The organism is Streptomyces sp. NPDC020422, assembly GCF_044386705.1.
Taxonomy (GTDB): Bacteria; Actinomycetota; Actinomycetes; order Streptomycetales; family Streptomycetaceae; genus Streptomyces.
Genome location: NZ_JBIRVJ010000015.1, coordinates 47,522 through 72,189, shown reverse-complemented (window position 1 = coordinate 72,189; position 24,668 = coordinate 47,522). Strand labels below are relative to the sequence as shown.

Here is a 24,668-nt window from a genome sequence, read left to right as displayed (position 1 = left end):
GGCCGCTTCTGCGCGCGGGTACGGGCCGGGTCAGACCGCGGAGCCGGCCTTCCACTCCGACCAGCTCATGTTCCAGCCGTTGAGGCCGTTGTCGGGAGCGATCGTCTTGTCCTTGGAGTTCTTGACGATGACGACGTCGCCGATGATCGAGTGGTCGTAGAGCCAGGCCGCCTGCTGGTTCGGATCGCCGGCGCCCTTGACGTCGGCGAGGCCCACGCAGCCGTGACTGGTGTTCACGGAGCCGAAGATGGAGCGCGAGCCCCAGTAGTTGCCGTGGATGAAGGTGCCGGAGGTGGACAGGCGCATGGCGTGCGGCACGTCCTTGATGTCGTACTCGCCCTTGCCGTCGGAGTCGGTGAAGCCGACGGTGGCGCCGTTCATCCGGGTCTCCTTGAACTTCTCGGAGATCACCATCTGACCGTTGTAGGTGGTGTTCTCCGGGGAGCCGGCGGAGATCGGGATCGTCTTGATCGTCTGGCCGTCCTGCTTGACGGTCATCGTCTTGGTGGCCACGTCGACCGTGGAGACCTGGTTGCGGCCGATCTTGAAGGTGATCGTCTTCTGCTGGACGCCGTAGATGCCGTCCGCGCCCTCGACGCCGTCGAGGTCGAGCTTCATCGTGACGGTGGAGTTCTCGGTCCAGTACTTCTCGGGGCGGAAGTCGAGCCGCTGCGAGTTGAACCAGTGGCCGACGACCTCCTGGCCGGAGCTGGAGGAGACCGTGATGCCGCCCTGGACGGCCTTCTTGTCGGTGATCGCCTTGTTGAAGTTGATCGAGACCGGCATGCCGACGCCGACGACGGAGCCGTCCTCCGGCGTGAAGTTGCCGATGAAGCTGTTGGCCTGCGAGACGGTGGTGAACGAGGAGTTCTCGTGGGCCTCGAGACCGTCGGTGTCCTGGGCGGTCGCCGCGATCTTGTAGACGGTGGAGCGCTTGAGCGGCCCGCTCGGCTTCCAGCTCAGGCCGTCGGCCGATATCTGCCCCTCGACCTTGGCGCCCTCGGCGGAGGTCATGGTGACGTCGGTGAGCTTGCCGTCGGTGACGGTGACCTTGGCGTCGTTGTTGATCGACGCGTTCTGGGCACCGTTCTTCGGCGAGATGGTGATCTGCGCCTTGGAGGTCTTCTGCGCGGCTGCCTCGTCGACCTGGGCCTGTGACTGTGCGCTCTGGGAGGCGTCCGAGGCGCTGCCGCCCTTGTCGCCGTCGTTGCACGCCGTGAGCACCAGCACGCCGCCGAGCACCGCGGCCGCGGCCGCCAGGCTCTTACGACGCTTGCCGTCCGTCATCACACGCTTCTCCATCGTCGCCGAATACCCTGACTTCCTACTGAAACACCCTTGGCCGCCCCTCCGGTTCCGTAACCGGGGGGTTTGTGGGGAACACCACTGTCCGACACGCACGATCGGAGCGTCCGGTTCCCGCCCCCGTCCTGCCTGGGCCGGGTACGCGGCTCCGGACGCGGCGCGGGGGCCCCGGGACGCCGCCGTCCCGAGGCCCCGCGGTGCGGGGCGCGCGGGGTCAGGCGGTGTCCTCGTCGTCCTCCCGCGCACCATCTTCGTCGTCGAGGTCCCACTCCATCGCATCGGGGTCGTACTCGATCTCCTCGCTGCTCCAGGAGGCCTGCACCATCTCGACGCCGGGGACGGTGCCGACCAGGTCGAAGGGCTCGACGAGGTACGCGAGGGCCTCGGCGCTGTCCTCCTCCACGGCGCCCCGGGCGTGCGCCCGTTCCTCCTCGGGCATGAACTCGTCGGCGTCGATCCGGCCCACGGCGGCCTCGGCGAGCTCGGCGGGCCCGTCGATCTCCAGGACCAGGTCGACGCGAAGCCGTACATAGCGTGATGTCTCGGAAGTGCTCATGGCCGGAGCGTAGAGCCCGGAGCGCTCTCGGCTTTCCCACGACCCGGTGTGTTCATTAGCATCTGCCCACCTGCCAATTCGCGGTTTCCGCAAGGGGGATCACCACACCGTGTCCGTCGCCCGACGTCCGCTGCTCACCGCCACCGCCGCGGGGACCCTCCTGTGTGCCCTGTGGTTCGTCCCGTCGGCGAACGCCACCGGCGAGCAGTCCGCGGGAGGTCTCCCGCAGTCCTCCGTCACCGAGGAGGAACAGGAGCCGCGGCTCGCGGAGACCGGCGGCTTCGACACCACCCCGTACCTGCTGGGCGGGACGGCGTTCCTGGGTGTCGGGGCGGGCTTCGTGACGTTGGCGATGCGCCGTGGCGGCCGGGCGAGCTGAGCAGCCCGGGCGCGGACGCGGGCTCCTGCGCACCCGCCCGCACGCACCCCTACGCGAAAGGGCCGCCCCCGGTCTCGGGGGCGGCCCTTTTCCGTACCGCTGCTCGCCTACTCGCCCGCTCGCCTGCTGTTCGCTGGTTACGCGAGCGGTCCGGTGACCGGCTCGACGGCGGCGACGAGCTTGCCCTCGCGCACGAAGGCGTCGGCGGCGGCCAGGTCGGGGGCGAGGAAACGATCCGGCCCAGGACCCTCGACACCGGCGGCACGCAGCGCCTCGATGACGGCGACGGAGGCGGGGGCCGGGGCCAGGCCGTGGCGGAGCTCGATGCCGCGGGTGGCGGCGTAGAGCTCGACGGCGATGATCCGGTTGAGGTTGCCGATCGCGGTGCGCAGCTTGCGGGCGGCGGACCAGCCCATGGAGACGTGGTCCTCCTGCATGGCCGAGGACGGGATGGAGTCGGCGGAGGCCGGGACGGCGAGCCGCTTCATCTCGCTGACCAGGGCGGCCTGCGTGTACTGGGCGATCATCAGGCCGGAGTCGACGCCGGCGTCGTCGGCGAGGAACGGCGGCAGGCCGTGGGAACGGTTCTTGTCGAGGAGCCGGTCGGTGCGGCGCTCGGCGATGGAGCCGAGGTCGGCGGCGGCGATCGCCAGGAAGTCGAGGACGTACGCGACGGGGGCGCCGTGGAAGTTGCCGTTGGAGCGGACCTCGCCGTTGCCGAGGACCACCGGGTTGTCGACGGCGGCGGCGAGCTCGCGCTCGGCGACGAGGCGGGCGTGGGCCATGGTGTCGCGGCCGGCGCCGGCGACCTGCGGGGCGCAGCGCACCGAGTAGGCGTCCTGGACGCGGGGGGCCTCGCCGCTCTGGAAGTGGCCGGTGAGCTCGGAGCCCTGGAGCACGGCCAGCATGTTGGCGGCGGAGGCGGCCTGGCCCGGGTGCGGGCGGATGGCGTGCAGCTCGGGCTCGAGGACCTTCTCGGTGCCGAGGAGGGCCTCCAGGGAGAGGGCCGCGGTGATGTCGGCCGACTTGTAGAGGGTGTCGAGGTCGGCGAGGGCCATGACGAGCATGCCGAGCATGCCGTCGGTGCCGTTGAGGAGGGCGAGGCCCTCCTTCTCCTTGAGCTCGACGGGCGCGATGCCGGCGGCGGCGAGCAGCTCGCCGGCGGGCTTGACGACCCCGTCGGGACCCTCGGCGTCACCCTCGCCCATGAGCGCGAGCGCGCAGTGGGAGAGCGGCGCGAGGTCGCCGGAGCAGCCGAGCGAGCCGTACTCGTGGACGACGGGGGTGATGCCCGCGTTGAGCACGTCGGCCATGGTCTGCGCGACCTCGGGCCGGACGCCGGTGTGACCGGACGCGACGGTCTTCAGGCGCAGGAACATCAGCGCGCGCACGACCTCGCGCTCGACGCGCGGGCCCATGCCGGCGGCGTGCGACCGGACGATGTTGCGCTGGAGCTGCGCGCGCAGCTCGTGGCCGATGTGCCGGGTGGCGAGGGCACCGAAGCCGGTGGAGACGCCGTAGACCGGCTCGGGCTTCGCGGCGAGCGCGTCCACGGTGGCCCGCGCGGCGGCGAGCGCCTGGACGGCCTCGGATGACAGCTCGACGCGCGCGCCGTGGCGGGCGACGTCGATGACGTCCTGCGGGGTGGTGCCGGACGTCCCAAGGACGACAGTCTGCATATCCATATTCAGCACCCTACGGACTGAAGAGCGACCTGTCACTAGGTGATTCGTCACCGGCTCGGACGCGCTGGGCCCCTTACCGGCGCGGGGGCGCCTCCGCGGCGGACACCGCGGTTCCAGTCTCGCCTGCGGGGCGCCCGGCGGCGAGGAGGGCCGTCCAGTCCTGTGTCGCCGCCCAGTCGGCGAACGTGTGCCAGCCGACCTCCGGGTACGCCCGGCGCAGGGCGGCGACGTCGACGTCGAGGCCGTGGGTGGCGAAGTACGCGAACATGGCGGCCAGGTCGGCGGAGTGGCCGCGCACCACGTCCAGCGGGACCTCCTGGTGGGCCATCGGGCGGCCGGTGGCCTCGGCCAGGACGCGGGCGATGGCGGCGGGGTCGAGTGCGTCGGAGGCGATGTCGATGCGGCGGCCGGCGAACTCCTCGCGACGCCGGAGGGCGAGTGCGGCGAAGGCGCCGATGTCGGCGGCGGGGATGAGGGTGAGCGGCACCCCTGACGGCATGGGCCAGGCGAAGGAGCCGTCGCGCAGGCCCTCCAGGGTCCAGCCGTCGGCGTAGTTGTCCATGAAGGCGGCCGGGGCGATCACCGTCCACGGCAGGTCGGAGGCGGCCAGGTGCCGCTCGATCTCGTACTTGCTGTCGTAGTGCGGGATGCCGGTGGCGCGGTCGGCGTGGGCGGCGGAGGCGAAGACCACGTGGCCGAGGTCTGCGGCCGCGGCCGCGTCGACGAGCGTCCTGCCCTGGCGGACCTCCGTGGCGGTGTCGGTGCCGAACGGGGTGGTGACGGCGAACAGCGCGTCCGCGCCCGCCAGCGCGGCGTCCAGCGAGGCGCGGTCGTCGAAGTCGGCGCGGCACAGCTCGGCGCCGAGGGCGCGCAGGGCCTCGGCGGTGGGCGCGGCGGGGTCGCGGGTGAGGGCGCGGACGTGGTGGCCGGCCGCGAGCAGGGCGCGGGCGGTGGCTCCGCCCTGGGCGCCGGTGGCACCGGTGACGGCGACGGTGAGCGGGGGGCGGCTCAAGGGGACTCCCGAATTTCTCTGCGTGACGCAACCTTTGTGATGTGCAGAGAGTAGCCCACCTCTCTGCGCCGCGCAGGGTTTTTCGGCGCGGGGGCAGGCCGGTGGCGGGGCGGCGGCGGAGGCGGGTTCGGTCCGCGAGAAAGCCCGTCGACGTCCACCCGGACCCTCGCGCATGCTCTCCGCATGGAATTCCTCGTCTACCACCGCGACCGCCCCGGATCCCTGCCGCTCCGCCAGGAACTGCTCGAAGCGCACTGGGCCTACATGGACCGCTTCGAGAAGGAACTCGTCGCCCGCGGCCCCGCCTTCGAGGGCGAGAGCCTCGCGGGCAGCGTGCACATCGTCGACCTGCCCGATCCCTCCGCCGCCCGCGCCTTCGCGTTCGACGAGCCGAACTACCAGGCCGGCGCCTACCGGGACGTGCTGGTGCGGCGGTGGCGCAACGCGCTGGGGCGCACCATGTGGGACTTCCCCGGCAGCCGGACCGAGGGGCGGCGGTACCTGGTGCTCGGCCTCGGCCAGGGCGAGGCGGTCGACCTGGCGGTCCCGGCGGACCGGGAGGACGAGCTCATCGCGTACGGGCCGCTGCTCTCCGACGACGGCACCGCCTGGCTCGGCACCGCGGCGCTGCTGCGGGCGCCGGACGCGGCGGCGGCGCGGGGCGTGCTGAGCGTCGAGCGGTACGCCGATGTCGAGGTGTACGAGTGGGAGTTCGGCGGGCGGCGTTAGCCGCGGCTGCGGATCGGGCCCCGCCCCCCGGCACCACCCGTGGCCCCCCCTACACCGGCGGCGCGTCCCGGAACCTGCGCCGGTCCCTCGCCCCCGGCGGGGCGTCGGCGAGGCGGATGACCGTGCCGTCGCGGCCCGCCACCACGGGCTTCACCGAGCGGGCCGCCTTCGCCTGGTACTGGGCCGCGTCGGCGAGGCGGAAGAGGCGGCGGGCCGACTTCAGGGGGCCGATGGGGTCGCCGGTCGACGCGACCCCGCAGGCGACGCCCTCGCCCAGTTCCAGCTCGTGGGCGCGGACGCACAGCTCCTCGGCGACGCCCACGACCTCGTCGGCCGTCGGGCCGACGGTCAGGAGGCAGAACTCGTCGCCGCCCAGGCGCGCGGCGAGCGCCCCGGGCAGTCTCGCCGCGCACCGGGAGAGAACGGAGCCGAATCGTTCCAGCAGGCGGTCGCCGACCGCGTGGCCATGGGTGTCGTTGACCCGCTTCAGACCGTTGAGGTCGCAGACCACCAGGCTCACCACCGAGCCGTCGGCCCGATAGCGCTCGATCGCCTCGTCCAGGCGGGTGTCGACCGCCCTGCGGTTGGCCAGCCCCGTCAGCGGGTCGGTGAAGGCCAGCTTGCGGACCTCCTCCAGGCGCTCCGCCTGCGCGATCCCGGCCGCGACCACGGCGGCCAGCACGGTCGCGAAGTCCGCGTCGTCCCGCCCGAACGGCGTCGCCCCGGCCGGCCTGGCCACGTACAGCTCGCCCCAGGCCCGCCCGTGCAGCACGATCGGGGCGACCACGCAGCAGCCCCGGCCGCGCCGGCGCAGCCCGGCGACCCGGCCGGTGGGGACCCGGTCGCCGGCGGTCTCCACCCAGGCGTCCGGCTCGCCGCCGCCGGCCCACTGCTCGTGCAGGAACTCGGTGATCTCGGGGAACTCGTGCACGGGATACGTCTCGGAGTCCGGGAACTCCTCCTCCCCCGCCGCCCGCTCCCCGGCGTTCACCAGGACCTTCAGCCGCCCCAGGTCCCGCTGCCAGACGGACAGCGCGGCGAAGCTGCCGCCGAGCGCCTCACAGGCACCCAGCGCCGCGGCGCGCCAGAACTCGCGCGGGGTGTGTGCCGCCGCCATCGCCTGAGCCAACGCCACTACGGCCCGCAACCGCACATCCTCGCCCATTCCTCCAGCTTAGGGAGGTTTGGCCCGATTTCCCTTTCGAGACGTCACATAAAGTTACATATAGTGAAAATCGGGATGGATCGGAGCGCCGGTCGGGCCGGGAGCCGGGTGTTCCCGGCACCCTCGTCGGCCTACTCGCCCGGCCAGTTCGGCTTGCGCTTCTCGTTGAACGCGGCCACGCCCTCCGCCCGGTCACCCGAAAAGGCCACCGAACGCCAGGCCGCGTCCTCGACCTCCAGGCCCGCCCGCAGGTCCAGGCCCTGACCGAGGCGCATGGCCTTCTTGGCGGCGCGCAGGCCGACCGGCGAGTTGGCCGCGATCCGCCCCGCCAGCTCCAGGGCGGCCGTACGGGCGTCCTCCCCGAGCAGGTCCACCAGGCCGAGCTCGGCGGCCTCGGCGGCCTCCACCCGGCGGGCCGTGAAGACCAGCTCGGCCGCGCGGGCCGCACCCACCCGGCGCGGCAGCAGCTGCGTACCGCCGCCGCCGGGGATGACGCCCACGGAGACCTCGGGCAGTCCGACGACGGCGGTCGCGTCGGCCACGATCACATCGCAGGCGAGGGCCAGCTCGAAGCCGCCGCCGAGGGCGAAGCCGTGCACGGCGGCGACGGTCGGCATCGGCAGCTCCAGCACGCCGGTGTAGGCGGCGCGGGCGGTCGGCCGCTGCCGGACCAGCTCGGCGTCGCTGAAGGAGTTGCGCTCCTTGAGGTCGGCGCCGACGCAGAAGGCCCGGTCGTTGGAGGAGGTCAGCACGGTGACCCGTACGGAGGGGTCGGCGGCGAGCGCGTCGCAGGCGGCGCCGATGGAGCGGGCCATCTCGGAGGAGACCGCGTTCATCGCCTTGGGCCGGTCGAGGACCAGCTCGGCGACGAACCCCTCCCTGCGGACCGCGACGAACTCACCAAAGCGCTGCTCAGACTGCCCAGACTGCTCGGCCATGACCGACACACCCTCCCGGTTAACGACTGTTCACCGGGATCCTAGGTCGGGCGGCGCCCCAGCAGCCAGGGCTCCACGACCCCGAGTCCGCGGACGGGCCGCTGCCACATCGGCTGGAGCGCGAAGCGGTACGTGGGGGCCCGCTCGCCCTCCTTCTCCGCGCGGGCCGCCTCCTCCGCCGCCCGCGTCTCGGAGACGGGCGCCTCTCCGGTCCTGGTCAGCTCCTCGGCGAGGGCGCTGTCGACCAGGACGGCGTCCTTGGGGGCTATCGAGGTGAGCCGGCTGGCCAGGTTCACCGTGGTGCCGAAGACGTCGCCCATCCGGGTCGTGACCGTGCCGAAGGCGATGCCGACCCGCAGCGCGGGCATGGTCTCGTCGTGGCTGAGCGTCTCGATGAGCCGCAGCGCGATCTCGGCGGCGGTGCCCGCGTCGTCGGCGGCGTACAGGACCTCGTCGCCGAGGGTCTTGATGAGCCGGCCGCCGTGGGCGGCGACCAGGTCGGCGCAGGTGGTCTCGAAGGCCTCGACGAGCTCGCCGAGCTCCTCCTCCTCCAGGCGGCGGGTGAGCCGGGTGAAGCCGACCAGGTCAGCGAAGCCGACCGCGAGCCGCCGGTCCACCATCTCCTCGTCGTCGGCGGCCTGCACGACCCGGCCGGTGGCGGCGGCGAGCTGGCGGCGCCACACGTAGATCAGGAACTCCTCCAGCTCGGGCAGGAGCAGCTCGACGAGGGGGTACGTGACCTCGGTGCGGGTCATGCCGGGCTCGGGCGGCTCGGTCAGCCCCTCCAGGAAGGAGTCGATCTGCCATTCGGCCAGTCGGGCGGTGGTCTGGCCGGTGGAACGGGCGACCTGGACCGCCATCGGCTCGCTGAGCAGCCCGGCCTCGACGAGACCGGCGAGCCGGCGCAGCGCGAGCACGTCGGCCTCGGTGAGCGCCTTGGCCTGGCCGATGTCGGCGAAGCCCATGGCGCGCCAGAAGCGGGAGGCGAGCTCCATGGAGACGCCGGCGGTGCGGGCGGCCTGGAAGGGCGTGTAGCGGCGGTCGGCGCCCAGGATGAGCTGTTCGAGGCGGATGGCCAGGGGGTCGTCGGTGGGCTCGGCCGTGTGGTCCACGACGTGGTGCGGCGTGGGGTAGGCCGAGGGCTCGGACGGTGCGGCCGAACCGGTCGGCTCCGCCTCGCCGTCCTGGTTCGCGTCGTCGACGGTCACCGGCCGCCTCCTGCCCGTTCCCTGCCCACTGTCCTGCCGATCTGTCGCGCGTGGATCGCGCTCCACGATACGACAGGTGTGTGCTGGCTCACGCCCGAACCGGCCGCGGGGGCCGGTCCGGGCGGGTGACCCGCGCGGCGGCGCACCGGCGGACCGCCCGCGGCGACGCCGCCCAGCGGACCGCGGGCGGCGGCCGGGCTCAGCCGGGCGCGCACGGTCGGCCCCGTCCGGTCGGCCGCCGGCGAAGGCCCCGACGAGCCGCCCGGGATCAGCCGGCCCCGTTCACCCGGCCGCCCGCAGGTGGACGATGTCCCCGGCCGCGACCGCCTCCGTGCCGCCGCCCTCGGTGGCGACGACGAGGCGTCCGTCGCCGTCGATGCCGACGGCGTCGCCCTCCAGCATCCGCTCGCCCGGCAGGTCGGCGCGGACCCGGCGGCCGAGGGTGGCGCACTGGGTCTCGTACGCCTCCAGGAGCCCCGAGGCGGCCGGGTCGCCGTCGGCGCGCACCCAGTCCCCGTACCACTGCCCCAGGGAGCGCAGGACCGCCCGCAGCAGGGTGTCGCGGTCGGTGGAGACCGCGTCGGCGAGGAGCAGGGAGCCGGCCGTCGGGACGGGCAGCTCGGCGGCGTTCAGGGTGACGTTGATGCCGAGGCCGACGACGACGCCGTCCGCGCCGGCCCGCTCGGCGAGGATGCCGCCGGTCTTGCGCTCCTCGCCCCCGACACGCACGAGCAGGTCGTTGGGCCACTTGAGGGTCAGGTCGGTGCCGGCGGCCTTGCCGAGACCGGTCACGGCGGCGACGCCGGTGAGCAGCGGCAGCCAGCCCCAGCGGTGCACCGGCACGTCCGGCTTGAGCAGCACGGAGAGGAAGAGTCCCGAGCGGGCGGGGGCGGTCCAGGTGCGGTCCAGCCGGCCGCGGCCGGAGGTCTGCTCCTCGGCGACGAGCACGGCCCCCTCGGGGAGTTCGTCGGCACGGGCGGCGAGGTCGGAGTTGGTGGAGCCGGTGGACTCGACCACGTCGAGGGAGGTCCACAGTCCGTCGGGGAGCACGAGCGCGTGGCGGAGGGCGGGAGCGTTGAGCGGCGGCCGGTCGAGGTCCGACCAGCGTCCCGGAGAGCCTTGGGAGGACGTCATGCAAGCCAGCGTAGGTGTGGCAAACGCCGCACTGCCGAACCGTATCGACGCCGATACGCTACGGGTCAGTAGCCCAGCGCTAGCCCATTCGTAGTCAACGAACCCCCCGTGACCAGGCAGGGAGCCGCATCCCGATGTCCGAGCCGGCAGAGCACGACCAGATCGACATTCACACGACCGCGGGCAAGATCGCGGACCTGCAGCGCCGGATCGGCGAGGCCACGCACGCCGGGTCCGAACGGGCGGTCGAGAAGCAGCACGCGAAGGGAAAGCTCACCGCCCGCGAGCGGATCGCACTCCTGCTCGACGAAGGTTCGTTCGTGGAGCTGGACGAGCTGGCCCGGCACCGCTCGACCAACTTCGGCCTGGAGAAGAACCGCCCGTACGGCGACGGCGTCGTGACCGGCTACGGCACGGTCGACGGACGCCCGGTGGCCGTCTTCTCCCAGGACTTCACCGTCTTCGGCGGCGCCCTCGGCGAGGTCTTCGGCCAGAAGATCATCAAGGTGATGGACTTCGCGCTGAAGACCGGCTGCCCGGTGATCGGCATCAACGACTCCGGCGGCGCCCGCATCCAGGAGGGCGTGAGCGCGCTCGGCATGTACGGCGAGATCTTCCGCCGCAACACCCACGCCTCCGGTGTCATCCCGCAGATCTCGCTGGTCGTCGGCCCGTGCGCCGGCGGCGCGGTCTACTCCCCCGCGATCACCGACTTCACGGTGATGGTGGACCAGACCTCGCACATGTTCATCACCGGGCCCGACGTCATCAAGACGGTCACCGGCGAGGACGTGGGCTTCGAGGAGCTGGGCGGTGCCCGCACCCACAACACGACCTCGGGCGTGGCCCACCACATGGCGGGCGACGAGAAGGACGCGATCGAGTACGTCAAGTCCCTTCTGTCCTACCTGCCTTCGAACAACCTCTCCGAGCCGCCGGCCTTCCCGGAGACCGCGGAGACCGAGGCGACGGACGAGGACCGCGAGCTCGACACGCTCATCCCGGACTCGGCGAACCAGCCGTACGACATGCACACCGTGATCGAGCACGTCCTCGACGACGGCGAGTTCCTGGAGACCCAGGCCCTGTTCGCGCCGAACATCCTGACCGGTTTCGGCCGGGTCGAGGGCTTCCCGGTCGGCGTGGTCGCCAACCAGCCGATGCAGTTCGCCGGTTGCCTCGACATCAACGCGAGCGAGAAGGCGGCGCGCTTCGTGCGCACCTGCGACGCCTTCAACATCCCGGTGCTCACCTTCGTCGACGTGCCGGGCTTCCTGCCGGGCGTGGACCAGGAGTACGGCGGCATCATCCGGCGCGGCGCGAAGCTGATCTACGCGTACGCCGAGGCGACCGTCCCGCTGATCACCGTCATCACCCGCAAGGCCTTCGGCGGCGCGTACGACGTCATGGGCTCCAAGCACCTGGGCGCCGACCTCAACCTGGCCTGGCCGACCGCGCAGATCGCCGTCATGGGCGCGCAGGGCGCGGTCAACATCCTGCACCGCCGCACGATCGCGGAGGCGGAGGAGGCCGGCAACGCGGACGCCGAGCGGGCCCGCCTCATCCAGGAGTACGAGGACGCCCTGCTCAACCCGTACATCGCGGCCGAGCGCGGGTACGTCGACGGGGTGATCCTGCCGTCCGACACGCGCCCGCAGATCGTCAAGGGTCTGCGTCAGCTGCGGACGAAGCGGGAATCCCTGCCCCCGAAGAAGCACGGCAACATCCCGCTCTAGGCGCTGGGAGGCAGCACACGATGATCAAGGTCGTACGAGGCAACCCGACCCCCGAGGAGCTGGCCGCCGCACTGGCGGTGGTCCAGGCCCGGGCCGCGGCCACGGCGGCGGCCGCCGCCCAGGGCGGCGGCCCCGGCACCCCTGAGGGCTGGTCGGACCCGGCGCGGATCGCCCTGGGCGTGCGCCACCGGCCGGGGCCGCGCGCGTGGGCCCGGTCCTACTGGCCGGTCTGAGGCCGGGCCGCGGAAGCGGCGGACGGAAGAGACGGACACGACAGAAGGCCGGACCCTGTGCGGGGGTCCGGCCTTCGCCGTACGCGGGGGACACGCTCTAGGTGCGGCGCAGGAACAGCGCCGAGGCGAGGGCCCCGACGAGGACCACCGCCGCGTTGACGAGGACGGCCCGGCCGATGCCGTCGGGGAGGGCGGCGGAGGTGACGACGACGGCGCTCATGACGGGGGTGCCGAGGGTGATGCCGACCTGCTGGGTCATCGTGGCGATGCCGGTCGCCATGCCCTGCTCGGCGTCGGGCAGCCCGGAGGTGGCGGTGACCATGAAGCCGACGATGGCGAGCATGTTGCCGACACCGCCGGCGAAGGTGGCGGCGAGCAGCAGTCCGTACGGGGGGTCGACGAGGCAGAGGGTGGCGCCGGCCTGCAGCACTCCCCCGGCGACCAGCGCGGTCCGGGCGGAGAAGCGCCCGATGAACCGGGCGGCGAACAGTCCGCCGAGGACCGTGCCGGCGCCCAGGACGCCGAAGGAGAGACCGGCGGCGAGCGGGGAGAAGTCCAGCACGTCCTGGAGGTGCAGCGTCATCAGGAAGACCAGCGAGGTCTCGGTGGCGAAGGCGACCAGCCCGGCGAGGTTGCCCCAGACGACGGTCCGGCGCTTGAGGACGCGTACGGGGACCAGGGGTGCGGCGGCCCGGCGCTCCACCAGCGGGAAGGCGGCCAGCAGGACGAGGGCGGCGGCGAGGGCGGCGAGGACGGCCGGGTCGCTCCAGCCCCGCTCGCCGGCGGCGGTGAGCCCGTAGACGAGGGCGAGGAGCCCGCCGGTGACGGTGACGGCACCGGGCACGTCGAGCCGGGGCCGTTCGGCCGGGCGGCTCTCCTGGAGGACGGCGGGGGCGACGAGCAGGACGGCGAGGGCGACGGGCACGTTGACGAAGAAGGCCCAGCGCCAGGAGAGCAGGTCGGTGAGGACGCCGCCGAGGACGGCGCCGGTGGTGAACCCGGCGGACATCAGGGCCCCGTTGAGGCCGAGCGCCCTGGCGCGCAGCGGCCCCTCGGGGAACGAGGAGGTCAGCAGCGAGAGCCCGGCGGGGGTGACGGCGGCGGTGGCGAGGCCCTGCGCGACGCGGGCGGCCAGGAGCATCTCGGGCCCGGTGGCGAGCCCGCCGGCCAGGGAGGCGGCGCCGAGGACGCCCATGCCGCCGAGGAAGATCCGGCGGCGGCCCACGAGGTCGGCGACGCGCCCGAAGAGCAGGGTGAAGCCGGCGGCGGCGAGAGCGAAGCCGGTGGCGATCCACTGGAGGCCGCCGAGGGCGAAGCCGAGTCCCTGGCCGATGACGGGCAGGGCGACGTTCAGGATCGAGAAGTCGACGGCGAGCATGAACTGGGAGACGAGGAGGACGAGGAGGACGAGCCGCATCCGCCCGTCCATCCTGGTGGGCGTGGTGGGCGTGGTGGGCGCGACGGCGGGGACGGGAGCGGAGACATCGAGGGCAGCCACGAGCAGGACCCCTTAATGGGACGGAGATTCCGTTAAGATGAGACAGACGCTAGCAGACCGCCCCGCATTAATGGAACAGGAGACCCGTTTGAGTGAGAGCCCGTCGGCCGTGCCCGGCACCGTGCGCCCCGGAGGCCGTACCGCGAAGGTGCGCCGGGCCGTCCTCGACGCCACCGAGGACGCCCTCGCGGCAGCCGCCTTCCACACCCTGAACATGGACCAGATCGCGGCGAGCGCCGGCGTCGGCAAGACGACCGTCTACCGCCGCTGGGGCTCCCCCGTCGGCCTCGTCGCCGACCTGCTGCGGGACATGGCGGACCAGTCGCTGCCGGCCGCCGACACCGGGACCCTCGCGGGCGACCTGCGCGCCAACGCGAGGCTCGTCCACCGCACCCTCACCGACCCCCGGATGGGCGCCGTCTTCCGTGCCGTGATCGCCGCGGCGGCCTGCGACGAGGAGTGCGCGCGGGCCCTGAACGGCTTCTACCGCACCCGGCTCACGGAATGGGCCCCGGTCGTGGCCCGGGCCGCGGCCCGCGGCGAACTCCCCGCGGACACCGACGCCCTCGAACTGCTGCGGGCGGTCTCGGCCCCGCTCTACTACCGCTTCGCCGTCACCCGCGAGGAGCTGACCGAGGCCGACGCCGAACGGGCGGTGACGGCGGCACTGGCCGCGGCGGCGGCGGGCGCCTTCGCCGGCGGCACCACGGCCGAATAGTCCCTCCACGCGGGCGCGCCTGAGTATCCGTACTCAGGCGCCCACCCCGCCTTGCCGCCAGCATCGTGACCATGCTGTGGTCCGACCCCGACGACGAGCCGCCCAAGGAACTGCGCGACATGCAGGCCATGGTGCGGCGCGCGGGCGTCGTACTCGCGGTGGCCATGGTGGTCTTGATGTTCGTCGTCGGCGCACGCTGACGAGCTGAGGACCGGGTCCCGGCTCGATACGCTGCCCCCATGACTGCTGATCGCCGCCGCCTCGTACTCGCCTCCGCCTCCCCCGCCCGGCTCGGGCTGCTCCGCCAGGCCGGGCTCGCCCCGGAGGTGATCGTGAGCGGCGTCGACGAGGACAAGGTGCACGCCCCCACCCCCGCCGAGCTGGCGCTCGCCCTGGCCGAGGCCAAGGCCGCCCATGTCGCCGCCCGCCCCGAGGTCTTCGGCGCCCTGGTGATCGGCTGCGACTCGGTCCTGGAGCTCGACAAGCAGGCCCTCGGCAAGCCGGCCGACGCCGAGGAGGCCACCGCCCGCTGGAAGGCCATGCGCGGCCGGGTCGGCATCCTCCAGACGGGCCACTGCGTCTACGACACGGCTGCCAAGCGCTACGAATCGGCCACCGCCTCCACCGTCGTCCGCTTCGGCGAGCCCACCGACGCCGAGATCGCCGCCTACGTCGCCAGCGGCGAACCGCTGCACGTGGCGGGCGCCTTCACCCTCGACGGCCGCTCCGCCCCCTTCATCGAGGGCATCGACGGCGACCCGGGCAACGTCATCGGCCTGTCCCTGCCCCTCCTGCGCACCCTGCTCGGCAAGCTCGGCGTCTCGATCACCGACCTCTGGGCCTGAGCCTCGTCCTCACGCGGCAGCCGCCGCCCCCCGTGCCTCGCCCCGTCCCTCCCCGTACGCCACCAGCGTGAGCACGATCAGCGCGACGACCGTCATCAGGAAGGCGAACGAGGGCCAGCCCAGCAGGCCCACCGCGACCGCGCCGAGGATGCCGTGCACCACCGCGCAGCCGATCAGGAGGGCCCGGCCCGCGCGGCCCGGGCGGCGGTCGCGGAGGGCGGCGGTCAGGGGGACGAGGGCGCACAGGAGGAGGAGGGCGCCGGAGGCGAGGCCGAGGGCCCAGGTGCCGGCGTACATGAGCTCCGGGTCCATGCCGTCCAGGGACATCGACTGGGCCTTGACGAAGCGCGCCATCACGGCGTTGACGGCGACGATGCCGGGCGCTTCGAGGAAGAGCACCGCGGCCGTCACGAGCGCTATCGGTCTGCGGGCCACCTCGGCCACCCCCTGGGGTACGGCTGTTACCAACGGTACGTGCGACAGGGCGAAGGCTACTGGCCGGTAAAACCCCGGACAAGGGTTCGTGCCGCGCCGGGGAACGACGGCGCTCGGGCAAAGAATGATTGAGCCATTCGTAGGGACTCCACAAAGAAACCCGTTTGGCGACTGGTCCCACGAACAGAGACCTGCGCCACACCTCGGAGCTACTGTGCCGTAAAGAAACCCTGCGTACCGTGGTGCGACAAGGGATTTCACGACCCGAGCAGGCCTCGTATCACGCTCCGTGTGGGCAAGCTCACCACTGGGGACGGGTCGAAAGGCCGTGTCGGCAGTCCCTAAACTCAGCTTGTTTCAAGGAGGGAGCCATCGTGCGCAAGGTGCTCATCGCCAACCGTGGCGAAATCGCTGTCCGCGTCGCCCGGGCCTGCCGGGACGCCGGGATCGCCAGCGTAGCCGTCTACGCCGATCCGGACCGGGACGCTCTGCACGTCCGCGCGGCCGACGAGGCGTTCGCCCTGGGCGGTGACACCCCGGCCACCAGTTATCTGGACATGGCCAAGGTGCTCCAGGCCGCGGCCGACTCCGGTGCCGACGCGATCCACCCGGGCTACGGCTTCCTCTCCGAGAACGCCGACTTCGCCCAGGCCGTCCTCGACGCCGGTCTCATCTGGATCGGCCCGCCGCCGCAGGCCATCCGCGACCTCGGTGACAAGGTCGCCGCCCGCCACATCGCGCAGCGCGCCGGCGCCCCGCTGGTCGCCGGCACCCCGGACCCGGTCTCGGGTGCCGACGAGGTCGTCGCCTTCGCCGAGGAGCACGGCCTGCCGATCGCGATCAAGGCCGCCTTCGGTGGCGGTGGCCGCGGTCTGAAGGTCGCCCGCACCCTCGAAGAGGTGCCGGAGCTCTACGACTCGGCCGTCCGCGAGGCCGTCGCCGCCTTCGGCCGCGGCGAGTGCTTCGTCGAGCGCTACCTGGACAAGCCGCGGCACGTCGAGACCCAGTGCCTGGCCGACAGCCACGGCAACGTCGTGGTCGTCTCCACCCGTGACTGCTCGCTCCAGCGCCGCCACCAGAAGCTGGTCGAGGAGGCCCCGGCCCCGTTCCTGTCGGAGGCTCAGAACGCCCAGCTGTACGCGGCGTCCAAGGCCATCCTGAAGGAGGCCGGCTACGTCGGCGCCGGCACCGTCGAGTTCCTGGTCGGCCTCGACGGCACCATCTCCTTCCTGGAGGTCAACACCCGTCTCCAGGTGGAGCACCCGGTCACCGAAGAGGTCACCGGCATCGACCTGGTCCGCGAGATGTTCCGGATCGCCGACGGCGAGGAGCTCGGCTACGGCGACCCCGAGATCCGCGGCCACTCCTTCGAGTTCCGCATCAACGGCGAGGACCCGGGCCGCAACTTCCTCCCGGCCCCCGGCACCGTCACCGCCTTCGCCGCGCCCACCGGCCCCGGTGTCCGCCTGGACGCGGGCGTCGAGTCCGGCTCGGTCATCGGCCCCGCCTGGGACTCGCTCCTCGCGAAGCTGGTCATCACCGGCGCCACCCGTGAGCAGGCGCTGCAGCGCGCCGCCCGCGCGCTCGCCGAGTTCAAGGTCGAGGGCATGGCAACCGCCATCCCGTTCCACCAGGCCGTCGTGGTCGACCCGGCGTTCACCGCCGACCCGTTCCGCGTCCACACCCGGTGGATCGAGACCGAGTTCGTCAACGAGATCAAGCCGTTCGCCCCGGCGGGCGCCGAGGCCGAGGAGGACGAGGCCGGTCGCGAGACGATCGTCGTCGAGGTCGGCGGCAAGCGCCTCGAGGTCTCCCTGCCGTCCTCGCTCGGCATGTCGCTGGCCCGCACCGGTCTCGCCGCCGGCGCCAAGCCGAAGCGTCGCGCCGCGAAGAAGTCCGGCCCGACCGCCTCCGGCGACACCCTCGCCTCCCCGATGCAGGGCACCATCGTCAAGGTGGCCGTCGAGGAGGGCCAGGAGGTCAAGGAGGGCGACCTGATCGTCGTCCTGGAGGCCATGAAGATGGAGCAGCCGCTGAACGCGCACCGTTCCGGCACCATCAAGGGCCTGACCGCCGAGGTCGGCGCCTCGATCACCTCGGGCGCCGCGATCTGCGAGATCAAGGACTGAACCGGCCCCCGGTCACCGGGGTACGGTACGAAGGGCCCGCAGGCATCCACCGCCTGCGGGCCCTTCGCGGTGGCAGGCAGCGGGCGGGAGGAGTACGGATGCGAGCCGATGCGCGCCGGAACCACGAGCGGCTGCTCGCCGAGGCCCGCGCCGCCTTCGCCGCGCACGGCACGGACGCGTCCCTGGAGGACATCGCCCGGCGCGCCGGGGTCGGCATCGGCACCCTCTACCGCCACTTCCCCAACCGGGAGGCGCTGCTCGGGGCCGTCTTCCAGGACGCCCTGGCCGCGCTCCTGCGCTACTCGGCGGAGCTCGCCGGAGCGCCCGATCCGTGCGCGGCGCTCGTCACCTGGCTGCGCACCCTGATCGCCCATGCGGGCGAGTACCGCGGCCTGTCCATCGCGCTCATGTCCGCGTCGTACGACCGGAGTTCGGCGCTCGCCGAGTGCAGCGAGCCGCTCCGGGCGGCGGGCACCCGTCTCCTCGCCCGCGCCAAGGAGGCGGGCGCGGTGCGCGGGGACGTGTCGATCGGCGACCTGATGCAGCTCACCAACGCCATCGCCCTGGCCGCCGAACGCTCGCCGGAGGAACCGCAGTTGGCGGACCGGCTGCTCTCGCTGACGCTGCGCGGCATCAAGAGCTGAGCGGCGGGACGAGCCGGGTGGCCGCGCCCCTCCGGCCGCTCAGCGCCGGCGCATGTCCGCGACCCGCACCGGGCGTTCGGGCGCGAGCACCTCGCCGGCCAGACCGCCGGGGCCGCCCCGGAACTGCCCCGCCGGGACCCGGCCGCGCTGCCCCGGCAGCGGGACGTCACGGCGCGGGCGGCCGCCTGGGGGGTGCGCCTCGCCTCCGTGCGCCGCGCCCGTGCCGGCCACCGCGATCTGCACGCCCTGGTCGGCCAGGGCCTGGAGCTCGGTGGCGGCCCGCTCGTCGTGGGCGGGGGGCTCGTCGGTGACCAGGCGGGTGATCACGTCCGTCGGCACCGTCTGGAACATGGTGTCGGTGCCGAGCTTGGTGTGGTCGGCGAGGACCACGACCTCCGCCGCCGCCTGCACCAGCGCCCGGTCCACGCTCGCGGAGAGCATGTTGGACGTGGACAGGCCGCGCTCGGCGGTGAGACCGCTGCCGGAGAGGAAGGCGCGGGAGACCCGCAGTCCCTGGAGCGACTGCTCGGCCCCGCTGCCCACCAGCGCGTAGTTGGAGCCGCGCAGGGTGCCGCCGGTCATGACGACCTCCACCCGGTTGGCGTGGGCGAGGGCCTGGGCGACGAGCAGCGAGTTGGTGACGACGGTGAGCCCGGGCACCCGGGCGAGCCGGCGGGCCAGCTCCTGCGTGGTGGTACCCGCGCCGACGACGATGGCCTCGCCCTCTTCGACGAGGCTCGCGGCCACGTCGGCGATGGCGGTCTTCTCGGCGGTCGCGAGATGGGATTTCTGCGGGAAGCCGGACTCGCGCGTGAATCCGCCCGGCAGCACCGCACCGCCGTGGCGGCGGTCGAGGAGTCCTTCTGCCTCGAGCGCCCGCACGTCTCGCCGTACGGTCACTTCTGAGGTCTGGACGACGCGGGCGAGCTCACGGAGCGACACAGCTCCATTGGCCCGCACCATTTCGAGGATCAACTGGCGACGTTCTGCAGCGAACACGAAACTGACAGTAACGTGGACGGCCGATACTTTTCAGCACTATGCGCCGAATTGCAGAAGATGCACACAGGCGGGGCCCCCAAGTGGTATGGGAGGCCCCGCCGTTGATCCACTGCGTGCCAGGACATGCCCCGCCTTGCCGGGGGTTGTCCGAGTCGGCGAACCGTTCCCGCAGGCGGGAGCGGTGCCGGGCCCCGGCCTCAGGCCTCGCCCGCGACCTTTCGGGTGTGCAACTGCCGTGCCACTTCCGCGATCGAGCCCGACAGGGAGGGGTACACGGTGAAAGCATTTGCGATCTGTTCGACGGTCAGATTGTTGTCGACCGCGATCGAGATCGGGTGGATCAGCTCGCTCGCACGGGGGGCGACGACACAGCCGCCGACCACGATCCCGGTGCCCGGGCGGCAGAAGATCTTGACGAAGCCGTCCCGGATGCCCTGCATCTTCGCGCGGGGGTTGCGCAGCAGCGGCAGCTTGACGACCCGGGCCTCGATCGTGCCCGCGTCCACGTCGGCCTGGGTGTAGCCGACGGTGGCGATCTCGGGGTCGGTGAAGACGTTCGAGGAGACCGTCTTCAGGTTGAGCGGGGCCACCGCGTCGCCCAGGAAGTGGTACATCGCTATACGGCCCTGCATGGCGGCCACCGAGGCGAGCGCGAAGACGCCGGTGACGTCACCGGCCGCGTACACGCCGGGGGCGGAGGTGCGGGAGACCCGGTCGGTCCAGATGTGCCCGGAGTCCTTCAGCCGGACCCCGGCCTCCTCCAGACCCATTCCGGCCGAGTTCGGGATGGCGCCGACGGCCATCAGGCAGTGCGTGCCCGAGATGACCCGGCCGTCCGAGAGGGTGACCTCCACCCGGTCGCCGACCCGCTTGGCGGACTCCGCGCGGGAGCGGGCCATGACGTTCATGCCGCGGCGCCGGAAGACGTCCTCCAGGACGGCGGCGGCGTCGGGGTCCTCGCCCGGGAGCACGCGGTCGCGGGAGGAGACGAGGGTGACCCGGGAGCCGAGCGCCTGGTAGGCGCCGGCGAACTCGGCGCCGGTGACGCCGGAGCCGACCACGATGAGCTCCTCGGGGAGCTCCTTGAGGTCGTAGACCTGGGTCCAGTTCAGGATCCGCTCGCCGTCCGGCTGGGCGTCGGGCAGCTCGCGCGGGTGCCCGCCGGTGGCGATCAGCACGGCGTCGGCGGTGAGCGTCTCCTCGGTGCCGTCGGCGGCGGTCACGACCACCTGGCGGGAGCCGTCCATGGCCTGCCGCCCGGAGAGCCGGCCGCGGCCGCGCAGCACCCGGGCGCCGGCCCGGGTGACGGAGGCGGTGATGTCGTGCGACTGGGCCAGGGCGAGCCGCTTCACACGCCGGTTGACCTTGCCCAGGTCGACGCCGACGACGCGGGCCGCCTGCTCGATGTGCGGGGTGTCGTCCGCGACGATGATGCCCAGCTCCTCGTAGGAGGAGTCGAAGGTGGTCATCACCTCGGCGGTGGCGATCAGGGTCTTGGAGGGGACGCAGTCGGTCAGGACGGATGCGCCGCCGAGGCCGTCGCAGTCGACGACGGTCACCTCCGCGCCGAGTTGGGCGCCCACGAGGGCCGCCTCGTAGCCGCCGGGTCCGCCGCCGATGATCACGATCCGGGTCACTGGGATCTACGCCTCGCGCTCTCGTTCTGCCGGGGGGTCCCCCGCTGGGCTGCAGTGCGTACGCCATTGTCCCGCACGCTTCAAGTGCGTACCCCATTGTCCCGTACGCGCGGCCAAGCCACGCGCCGGGGGCCGCCAAGCCCGCCACCACGGACTTCGTCATCCACCCCGCCCCCTCCCGTACCCTCGATCCCATGTCGCTCTACGCCGCCTACGCCGGCAACCTCGACGCGCGGCTCATGACGCGCCGCGCTCCGCACTCGCCGCTGCGCGGCACCGGCTGGCTGAACGGCTGGCGTCTGACCTTCGGCGGGGAGCAGATGGGCTGGGAGGGGGCGCTGGCCACGATCGTGGAGGCCCCGCGCTCCCAGGTCTTCGTCGCGCTGTACGACGTCGCGCCCATGGACGAGGACTCCATGGACCGCTGGGAGGGCGTCGGCCTCGACATCTACCGGCGGATGCGGGTGCGGGTGCACACCCTGGACGGCGAGGAGCCCGCCTGGGTGTACGTGCTCAACGCGTACGAGGGCGGTCTGCCCTCCGCCCGCTACCTGGGCGAGGTCGCGGACGCGGCCGAGTCGGCCGGTGCGCCGCACGACTACGTGATGGAGCTGCGCAAGCGCCCCTGCTGACGCCGGGCGCCGGCCGCGCCGCCTCCGGCGGCCTTCGTCGGCTCCTTCGGCGGCTTCCCCGTCGCTCGGTCCGCGGCTCCCGCGTCGGGCCGGTCGGGGACTTCGTCTGAAACGACAAGACAACGATCGCAGCTCCGTCCGCAACGTCATCTACGCGCGTAGGGATTCTCCGGCTAGGCTGCTGCGCGTAACAAATCCGTCCGGGGCTCCCCTCGGACCCCCCTCCCCGAGGCGAGAGAGTCAGTGAACGCAACTGCCACCCCGTACGAGGCCGCCGAGGCCGCTGCCGCGCGCCTTCGCGAGCTGACCGGAGTCGAGAACCACGACGTCGCCCTGGTCATGGGCTCCGGCTGGGCACCGGCCGTCGACGCGCTGGGCGCCCCCGAGGCCGAGTTCCCGGTCACCGATCTGCCCGGCTTCCCGCCGCCGGCCGTCGAGGGCCACGGCGGCAAGGTCCGCTCGTACAAGATCGGCGAGAAGCGCGCCCTGGTCTTCCTCGGCCGCACCCACTACTACGAGGGCCGCGGCGTCGCCTCCGTCGTCCACGGCGTGCGCACCGCCGTCGCCGCGGGCTGCAAGACCGTCGTCCTGACCAACGGCTGCGGCGGTCTGCGCGAGGGCATGCGCCCCGGCCAGCCGGTCCTGATCAGCGACCACCTCAACCTGACGGCCGCCTCCCCGATCGTCGGCGCCAACTTCGTCGACCTCACCGACCTGTACTCGCCGCGGCTGCGCGCGCTGTGCAAGGAGGTCGACGCGACGCTGGAGGAGGGCGTGTACGTCCAGTTCCCCGGCCCGCACTACGAGACCCCGGCCGAGATCAACATGGTCCGCGTGCTGGGCGGCGACCTGGTCGGCATGTCCACCGTCCTCGAGGCCATCGCGGCCCGTGAGGCCGGCGCCGAGGTCCTCGGCATCTCCCTCGTGACCAACCTGGCCGCGGGCCTGTCGGGCGAGCCGCTGAACCACGAGGAGGTCCTCCAGGCGGGCCGCGACTCGGCGGCGCGCATGGGCGAGCTGCTGACGCGGGTCCTGGACCGGATCTGAGCCACTCCCCCACCCCGCCCCCTCCCGAGGCCGGGGCTCCGCCCGGGACCCCGCGCCTCGACACGGCCGCAGGCCGTTCGGGGGCCTGGGGCCCGCCCCCCGTTCGGGAAGGTGCGGGGTGGGGAAGGAGAACGCCCGCAAACGCCCGCGGACGCCAGCGACCGCCCGTGGGCGCCCGCCCCCGCCCCACCCTGAAAGGCACATCACCGTGACGACGCAGGACGACCTCCTCGCCCGGGCCCAGGCGTGGCTCGCCGAGGACCCCGACCAGGAGACCCGCGACGAGCTCGGCGCGCTGCTCGACCGCGGCGCCACCGCCGAGATCGCCGAGCGCTTCGCCGGCACGCTGCAGTTCGGCACCGCCGGCCTCCGCGGCGAGCTGGGCGCGGGCCCGATGCGGATGAACCGCGCCGTGGTCATCCGCGCGGCAGCCGGCCTCGCCGCGTACCTGAAGGCGAAGGGCCACTCCGGCGGTCTCGTCGTCGTCGGCTACGACGCCCGCTACAAGTCGGCCGACTTCGCCCGCGACACCGCCGCCGTGATGACCGCCGCCGGGCTGCGCGCCGCGCTGCTGCCGCGCCCGCTGCCGACGCCCGTCCTCGCGTACGCCATAAGGCACCTGGGCGCGGTCGCGGGCGTCGAGGTGACCGCGAGCCACAACCCGCCGCGCGACAACGGCTACAAGGTGTACCTGGGCGACGGCTCGCAGATCACGCCGCCCGCCGACGTGGAGATCGCCGCCGAGATCGACGCCGTCCGCTCCCTGAACGACGTGCCCCGCGCGTCCGAGGGCTGGGAGGTGCTCGGCGACGAGGTCCTGGAGGCGTACCTGGCGCGCACGGACGCCGTGCTGACCCCCGGCTCCCCCCGTACCGTGCGGACCGTCTACACGGCCATGCACGGCGTCGGCAAGGACGTCCTGACGGCGGCCTTCGGCCGGCACGGCTTCCCGCCGCCGGCACTGGTCGCGGAGCAGGCGGAGCCGGACCCGGCGTTCCCGACGGTCGCGTTCCCGAACCCGGAGGAGCCGGGCGCGATGGACCTCGCGTTCGAGGCCGCCCGGGCCGTGGACCCCGACATCGTCATCGCCAACGACCCGGACGCCGACCGCTGCGCGGTGGCCGTGCCGGACGCGGGCGTCGAGGGCGGCTGGCGGATGCTGCGCGGCGACGAGGTCGGCGCGCTGCTCGCGGCGCACCTGGTGCACAAGGGCGCGACGGGCGTGTTCGCCGAGTCGATCGTGTCGTCCTCGCTGCTCGGCCGGATCGCGGAGGCGGCGGGCGTCGGCTACGAGGAGACGCTGACCGGCTTCAAGTGGATCGCCCGGGTCGAGGGCCTGCGCTACGGCTACGAGGAGGCGCTGGGCTACTGCGTCGACCCGGAGGGCGTGCGCGACAAGGACGGCATCACGGCGGCGCTGCTCGTCGCCGAGCTGGCCTCGGAGCTCAAGGAGCAGGGCCGCACCCTGACCGACCTCCTGGACGACCTGGCGGTGGCCCACGGGCTGCACGCGACGGACCAGCTGTCGGTGCGGGTGCAGGACCTGGGCATCATCGCCGACGCGATGGCCGCCCTGCGCGCGAAGCCGCCGGTGCACCTGGCGGGCCTGACCGTCGTCTCGGCGGAGGACCTGGCGAAGGGCACGGAGTCGCTGCCGCCGACCGACGGCCTGCGCTACCACCTGGAGGGCGCCTACAAGGCCCGGGTGATCGTCCGTCCCTCGGGCACCGAGCCCAAGATCAAGTGCTACCTGGAGGTCGTGGTCCCGGTCGCCGACGCGAGCGAGCTGGCGACGGCCCGCGCGACCGGCGCCGACGTGCTGGCCGCGCTGAAGAAGGACCTGGCGGAGGCCGCAGGCCTGTAGCGGCCGCTCTGCGGCAGCCGCTTCGGCGGCAGCGGCTTCCGGGAGAGTCGCTCCCGGCGGCAGCCGCTCCCGGAACAGCCGCTCCCCGGACAGTTGCCGAGGGCCCGTACGGAATCGTTTCCGTACGGGCCCTCCGG

Annotated in this window: 24 protein-coding genes; 12 read left to right on the top strand and 12 right to left on the bottom strand. The window is 73.0% G+C overall.

Annotated elements, in window-relative coordinates; genetic code table 11:
- Positions 1–30 precede the first annotated feature (30 nt).
- Positions 31–1,302 carry an Ig-like domain-containing protein gene (locus ACH414_RS32085; RefSeq protein ID WP_382548625.1) on the bottom strand — a complete coding sequence of 424 codons (1,272 nt, stop codon included), beginning with the start codon at positions 1,300–1,302 and terminating at the stop codon, positions 31–33.
- Between the two features lie 217 nt (positions 1,303–1,519).
- Positions 1,520–1,861 carry a hypothetical protein gene (locus tag ACH414_RS32080; protein WP_382548623.1) on the bottom strand — a complete coding sequence of 114 codons (342 nt, stop codon included), beginning with the start codon at positions 1,859–1,861 and terminating at the stop codon, positions 1,520–1,522.
- A 109-nt stretch (positions 1,862–1,970) separates the two neighbouring features.
- On the opposite strand from ACH414_RS32080, the gene ACH414_RS32075 reads away from it, so the two are divergent.
- Positions 1,971–2,240, top strand: a complete 270-nt coding sequence (locus ACH414_RS32075; protein WP_382548621.1) for a hypothetical protein — start codon at positions 1,971–1,973, stop codon at positions 2,238–2,240.
- Positions 2,241–2,377: 137 nt separating this feature from the next.
- Here ACH414_RS32075 and hutH read toward each other — a convergent pair whose 3' ends face one another.
- Complete coding sequence (hutH, locus tag ACH414_RS32070; RefSeq protein ID WP_382548685.1) at positions 2,378–3,919, bottom strand: histidine ammonia-lyase; 1,542 nt, start codon at positions 3,917–3,919, stop codon at positions 2,378–2,380.
- A 79-nt stretch (positions 3,920–3,998) separates the two neighbouring features.
- Positions 3,999–4,937: an NmrA/HSCARG family protein gene (locus ACH414_RS32065; protein WP_398944558.1), complete on the bottom strand. Its 939-nt coding sequence runs from the start codon at positions 4,935–4,937 to the stop codon at positions 3,999–4,001.
- 183 nt (positions 4,938–5,120) lie between these two features.
- Between ACH414_RS32065 and ACH414_RS32060 the strand changes: the two genes are divergently transcribed.
- Positions 5,121–5,666: a YciI family protein gene (locus ACH414_RS32060; protein WP_382548617.1), complete on the top strand. Its 546-nt coding sequence runs from the start codon at positions 5,121–5,123 to the stop codon at positions 5,664–5,666.
- 49 nt (positions 5,667–5,715) lie between these two features.
- On the opposite strand, the gene ACH414_RS32055 is transcribed toward ACH414_RS32060, so the two are convergent.
- The 4 genes from ACH414_RS32055 to ACH414_RS32040 all read right to left on the bottom strand — a co-directional run bounded on the left by ACH414_RS32055 (position 5,716) and on the right by ACH414_RS32040 (position 10,111).
- Complete coding sequence (locus ACH414_RS32055; protein ID WP_382548615.1) at positions 5,716–6,831, bottom strand: diguanylate cyclase domain-containing protein; 1,116 nt, start codon at positions 6,829–6,831, stop codon at positions 5,716–5,718.
- A gap of 131 nt (positions 6,832–6,962) precedes the next feature.
- On the bottom strand, positions 6,963–7,769 hold the full coding sequence (locus tag ACH414_RS32050; protein WP_382548613.1) for an enoyl-CoA hydratase/isomerase family protein: 807 nt from the start codon (positions 7,767–7,769) through the stop codon (positions 6,963–6,965).
- Between the two features lie 41 nt (positions 7,770–7,810).
- A complete protein-coding gene (locus ACH414_RS32045) occupies positions 7,811–8,977 on the bottom strand; it encodes an adenylate/guanylate cyclase domain-containing protein (protein WP_391770167.1) in 1,167 nt (388 codons plus the stop codon).
- A 282-nt stretch (positions 8,978–9,259) separates the two neighbouring features.
- The gene (locus ACH414_RS32040) at positions 9,260–10,111 is read right to left on the bottom strand and encodes a biotin--[acetyl-CoA-carboxylase] ligase (RefSeq protein ID WP_398944554.1); all 852 of its coding nucleotides are present in this window, start codon (positions 10,109–10,111) and stop codon (positions 9,260–9,262) included.
- A 134-nt stretch (positions 10,112–10,245) separates the two neighbouring features.
- Between ACH414_RS32040 and ACH414_RS32035 the strand changes: the two genes are divergently transcribed.
- Together ACH414_RS32035 and ACH414_RS32030 are read left to right on the top strand one after the other, a co-directional pair.
- Positions 10,246–11,847, top strand: a complete 1,602-nt coding sequence (locus ACH414_RS32035) for an acyl-CoA carboxylase subunit beta (protein ID WP_386568078.1) — start codon at positions 10,246–10,248, stop codon at positions 11,845–11,847.
- A gap of 20 nt (positions 11,848–11,867) precedes the next feature.
- Complete coding sequence (locus ACH414_RS32030) at positions 11,868–12,080, top strand: acyl-CoA carboxylase epsilon subunit (RefSeq protein ID WP_382548605.1); 213 nt, start codon at positions 11,868–11,870, stop codon at positions 12,078–12,080.
- Positions 12,081–12,177: 97 nt separating this feature from the next.
- On the opposite strand, the gene ACH414_RS32025 is transcribed toward ACH414_RS32030, so the two are convergent.
- Positions 12,178–13,578: an MFS transporter gene (locus tag ACH414_RS32025; protein ID WP_398944552.1), complete on the bottom strand. Its 1,401-nt coding sequence runs from the start codon at positions 13,576–13,578 to the stop codon at positions 12,178–12,180.
- A 70-nt stretch (positions 13,579–13,648) separates the two neighbouring features.
- Here ACH414_RS32025 and ACH414_RS32020 point away from each other — a divergent pair, with 70 nt between their 5' ends.
- From ACH414_RS32020 to ACH414_RS32010, 3 genes are all read left to right on the top strand, one after another.
- Positions 13,649–14,296 carry a TetR/AcrR family transcriptional regulator C-terminal ligand-binding domain-containing protein gene (locus ACH414_RS32020; RefSeq protein ID WP_382548601.1) on the top strand — a complete coding sequence of 216 codons (648 nt, stop codon included), beginning with the start codon at positions 13,649–13,651 and terminating at the stop codon, positions 14,294–14,296.
- Between the two features lie 71 nt (positions 14,297–14,367).
- Complete coding sequence (mmpB, locus tag ACH414_RS32015; RefSeq protein WP_382548599.1) at positions 14,368–14,496, top strand: morphogenic membrane protein MmpB; 129 nt, start codon at positions 14,368–14,370, stop codon at positions 14,494–14,496.
- Between the two features lie 39 nt (positions 14,497–14,535).
- Positions 14,536–15,141, top strand: coding sequence for a Maf family protein (locus tag ACH414_RS32010; RefSeq protein ID WP_386568070.1), 606 nt, complete (start codon positions 14,536–14,538; stop codon positions 15,139–15,141).
- A gap of 9 nt (positions 15,142–15,150) precedes the next feature.
- On the opposite strand, the gene ACH414_RS32005 is transcribed toward ACH414_RS32010, so the two are convergent.
- The gene (locus tag ACH414_RS32005) at positions 15,151–15,576 is read right to left on the bottom strand and encodes a hypothetical protein (protein WP_398944549.1); all 426 of its coding nucleotides are present in this window, start codon (positions 15,574–15,576) and stop codon (positions 15,151–15,153) included.
- Positions 15,577–15,950: 374 nt separating this feature from the next.
- On the opposite strand from ACH414_RS32005, the gene ACH414_RS32000 reads away from it, so the two are divergent.
- Positions 15,951–17,705, top strand: coding sequence for an acetyl/propionyl/methylcrotonyl-CoA carboxylase subunit alpha (locus ACH414_RS32000; protein ID WP_382548593.1), 1,755 nt, complete (start codon positions 15,951–15,953; stop codon positions 17,703–17,705).
- Positions 17,706–17,803: 98 nt separating this feature from the next.
- The gene (locus ACH414_RS31995) at positions 17,804–18,349 is read left to right on the top strand and encodes a TetR/AcrR family transcriptional regulator (RefSeq protein WP_382548591.1); all 546 of its coding nucleotides are present in this window, start codon (positions 17,804–17,806) and stop codon (positions 18,347–18,349) included.
- A gap of 39 nt (positions 18,350–18,388) precedes the next feature.
- Here ACH414_RS31995 and ACH414_RS31990 read toward each other — a convergent pair whose 3' ends face one another.
- Both ACH414_RS31990 and ACH414_RS31985 read right to left on the bottom strand, forming a co-directional pair.
- A complete protein-coding gene (locus ACH414_RS31990; RefSeq protein ID WP_382548683.1) occupies positions 18,389–19,312 on the bottom strand; it encodes a DeoR/GlpR family DNA-binding transcription regulator in 924 nt (307 codons plus the stop codon).
- 236 nt (positions 19,313–19,548) lie between these two features.
- Positions 19,549–20,988, bottom strand: a complete 1,440-nt coding sequence (locus ACH414_RS31985) for an NAD(P)H-quinone dehydrogenase (RefSeq protein ID WP_382548589.1) — start codon at positions 20,986–20,988, stop codon at positions 19,549–19,551.
- Positions 20,989–21,182: 194 nt separating this feature from the next.
- Here ACH414_RS31985 and ACH414_RS31980 point away from each other — a divergent pair, with 194 nt between their 5' ends.
- The 3 genes from ACH414_RS31980 (at position 21,183) to ACH414_RS31970 (ending at position 24,531) form a co-directional block, all read left to right on the top strand.
- Complete coding sequence (locus tag ACH414_RS31980) at positions 21,183–21,620, top strand: gamma-glutamylcyclotransferase (RefSeq protein WP_382548587.1); 438 nt, start codon at positions 21,183–21,185, stop codon at positions 21,618–21,620.
- A gap of 243 nt (positions 21,621–21,863) precedes the next feature.
- Positions 21,864–22,667 (top strand): purine-nucleoside phosphorylase, encoded by an 804-nt coding sequence (locus ACH414_RS31975; protein WP_382548585.1) that lies wholly within the window; start codon positions 21,864–21,866, stop codon positions 22,665–22,667.
- Between the two features lie 208 nt (positions 22,668–22,875).
- A complete protein-coding gene (locus tag ACH414_RS31970) occupies positions 22,876–24,531 on the top strand; it encodes a phospho-sugar mutase (RefSeq protein ID WP_382548583.1) in 1,656 nt (551 codons plus the stop codon).
- Positions 24,532–24,668 lie beyond the last annotated feature (137 nt).

Excerpts from the sequence above, each read along its gene's own strand:
- ACH414_RS32085 (WP_382548625.1), bottom strand. The coding sequence starts at position 1,302 with ATGGAGAAGCGTGTGATGACGGACGGCAAGCGTCGTAAGAGCCTGGCG.
- ACH414_RS32080 (WP_382548623.1), bottom strand. The coding sequence starts at position 1,861 with ATGAGCACTTCCGAGACATCACGCTATGTACGGCTTCGCGTCGACCTG.
- hutH (WP_382548685.1), bottom strand. The coding sequence starts at position 3,919 with ATGCAGACTGTCGTCCTTGGGACGTCCGGCACCACCCCGCAGGACGTC.
- ACH414_RS32060 (WP_382548617.1), top strand. The coding sequence starts at position 5,121 with ATGGAATTCCTCGTCTACCACCGCGACCGCCCCGGATCCCTGCCGCTC.
- ACH414_RS32055 (WP_382548615.1), bottom strand. The coding sequence starts at position 6,831 with ATGGGCGAGGATGTGCGGTTGCGGGCCGTAGTGGCGTTGGCTCAGGCG.
- ACH414_RS32050 (WP_382548613.1), bottom strand. The coding sequence starts at position 7,769 with ATGGCCGAGCAGTCTGGGCAGTCTGAGCAGCGCTTTGGTGAGTTCGTC.
- ACH414_RS32040 (WP_398944554.1), bottom strand. The coding sequence starts at position 10,111 with ATGACGTCCTCCCAAGGCTCTCCGGGACGCTGGTCGGACCTCGACCGG.
- ACH414_RS32035 (WP_386568078.1), top strand. The coding sequence starts at position 10,246 with ATGTCCGAGCCGGCAGAGCACGACCAGATCGACATTCACACGACCGCG.
- ACH414_RS32030 (WP_382548605.1), top strand. The coding sequence starts at position 11,868 with ATGATCAAGGTCGTACGAGGCAACCCGACCCCCGAGGAGCTGGCCGCC.
- ACH414_RS32020 (WP_382548601.1), top strand. The coding sequence starts at position 13,649 with ATGGAACAGGAGACCCGTTTGAGTGAGAGCCCGTCGGCCGTGCCCGGC.
- mmpB (WP_382548599.1), top strand. The coding sequence starts at position 14,368 with ATGCTGTGGTCCGACCCCGACGACGAGCCGCCCAAGGAACTGCGCGAC.
- ACH414_RS32010 (WP_386568070.1), top strand. The coding sequence starts at position 14,536 with ATGACTGCTGATCGCCGCCGCCTCGTACTCGCCTCCGCCTCCCCCGCC.
- ACH414_RS31995 (WP_382548591.1), top strand. The coding sequence starts at position 17,804 with ATGCGAGCCGATGCGCGCCGGAACCACGAGCGGCTGCTCGCCGAGGCC.
- ACH414_RS31990 (WP_382548683.1), bottom strand. The coding sequence starts at position 19,312 with ATGGTGCGGGCCAATGGAGCTGTGTCGCTCCGTGAGCTCGCCCGCGTC.
- ACH414_RS31980 (WP_382548587.1), top strand. The coding sequence starts at position 21,183 with ATGTCGCTCTACGCCGCCTACGCCGGCAACCTCGACGCGCGGCTCATG.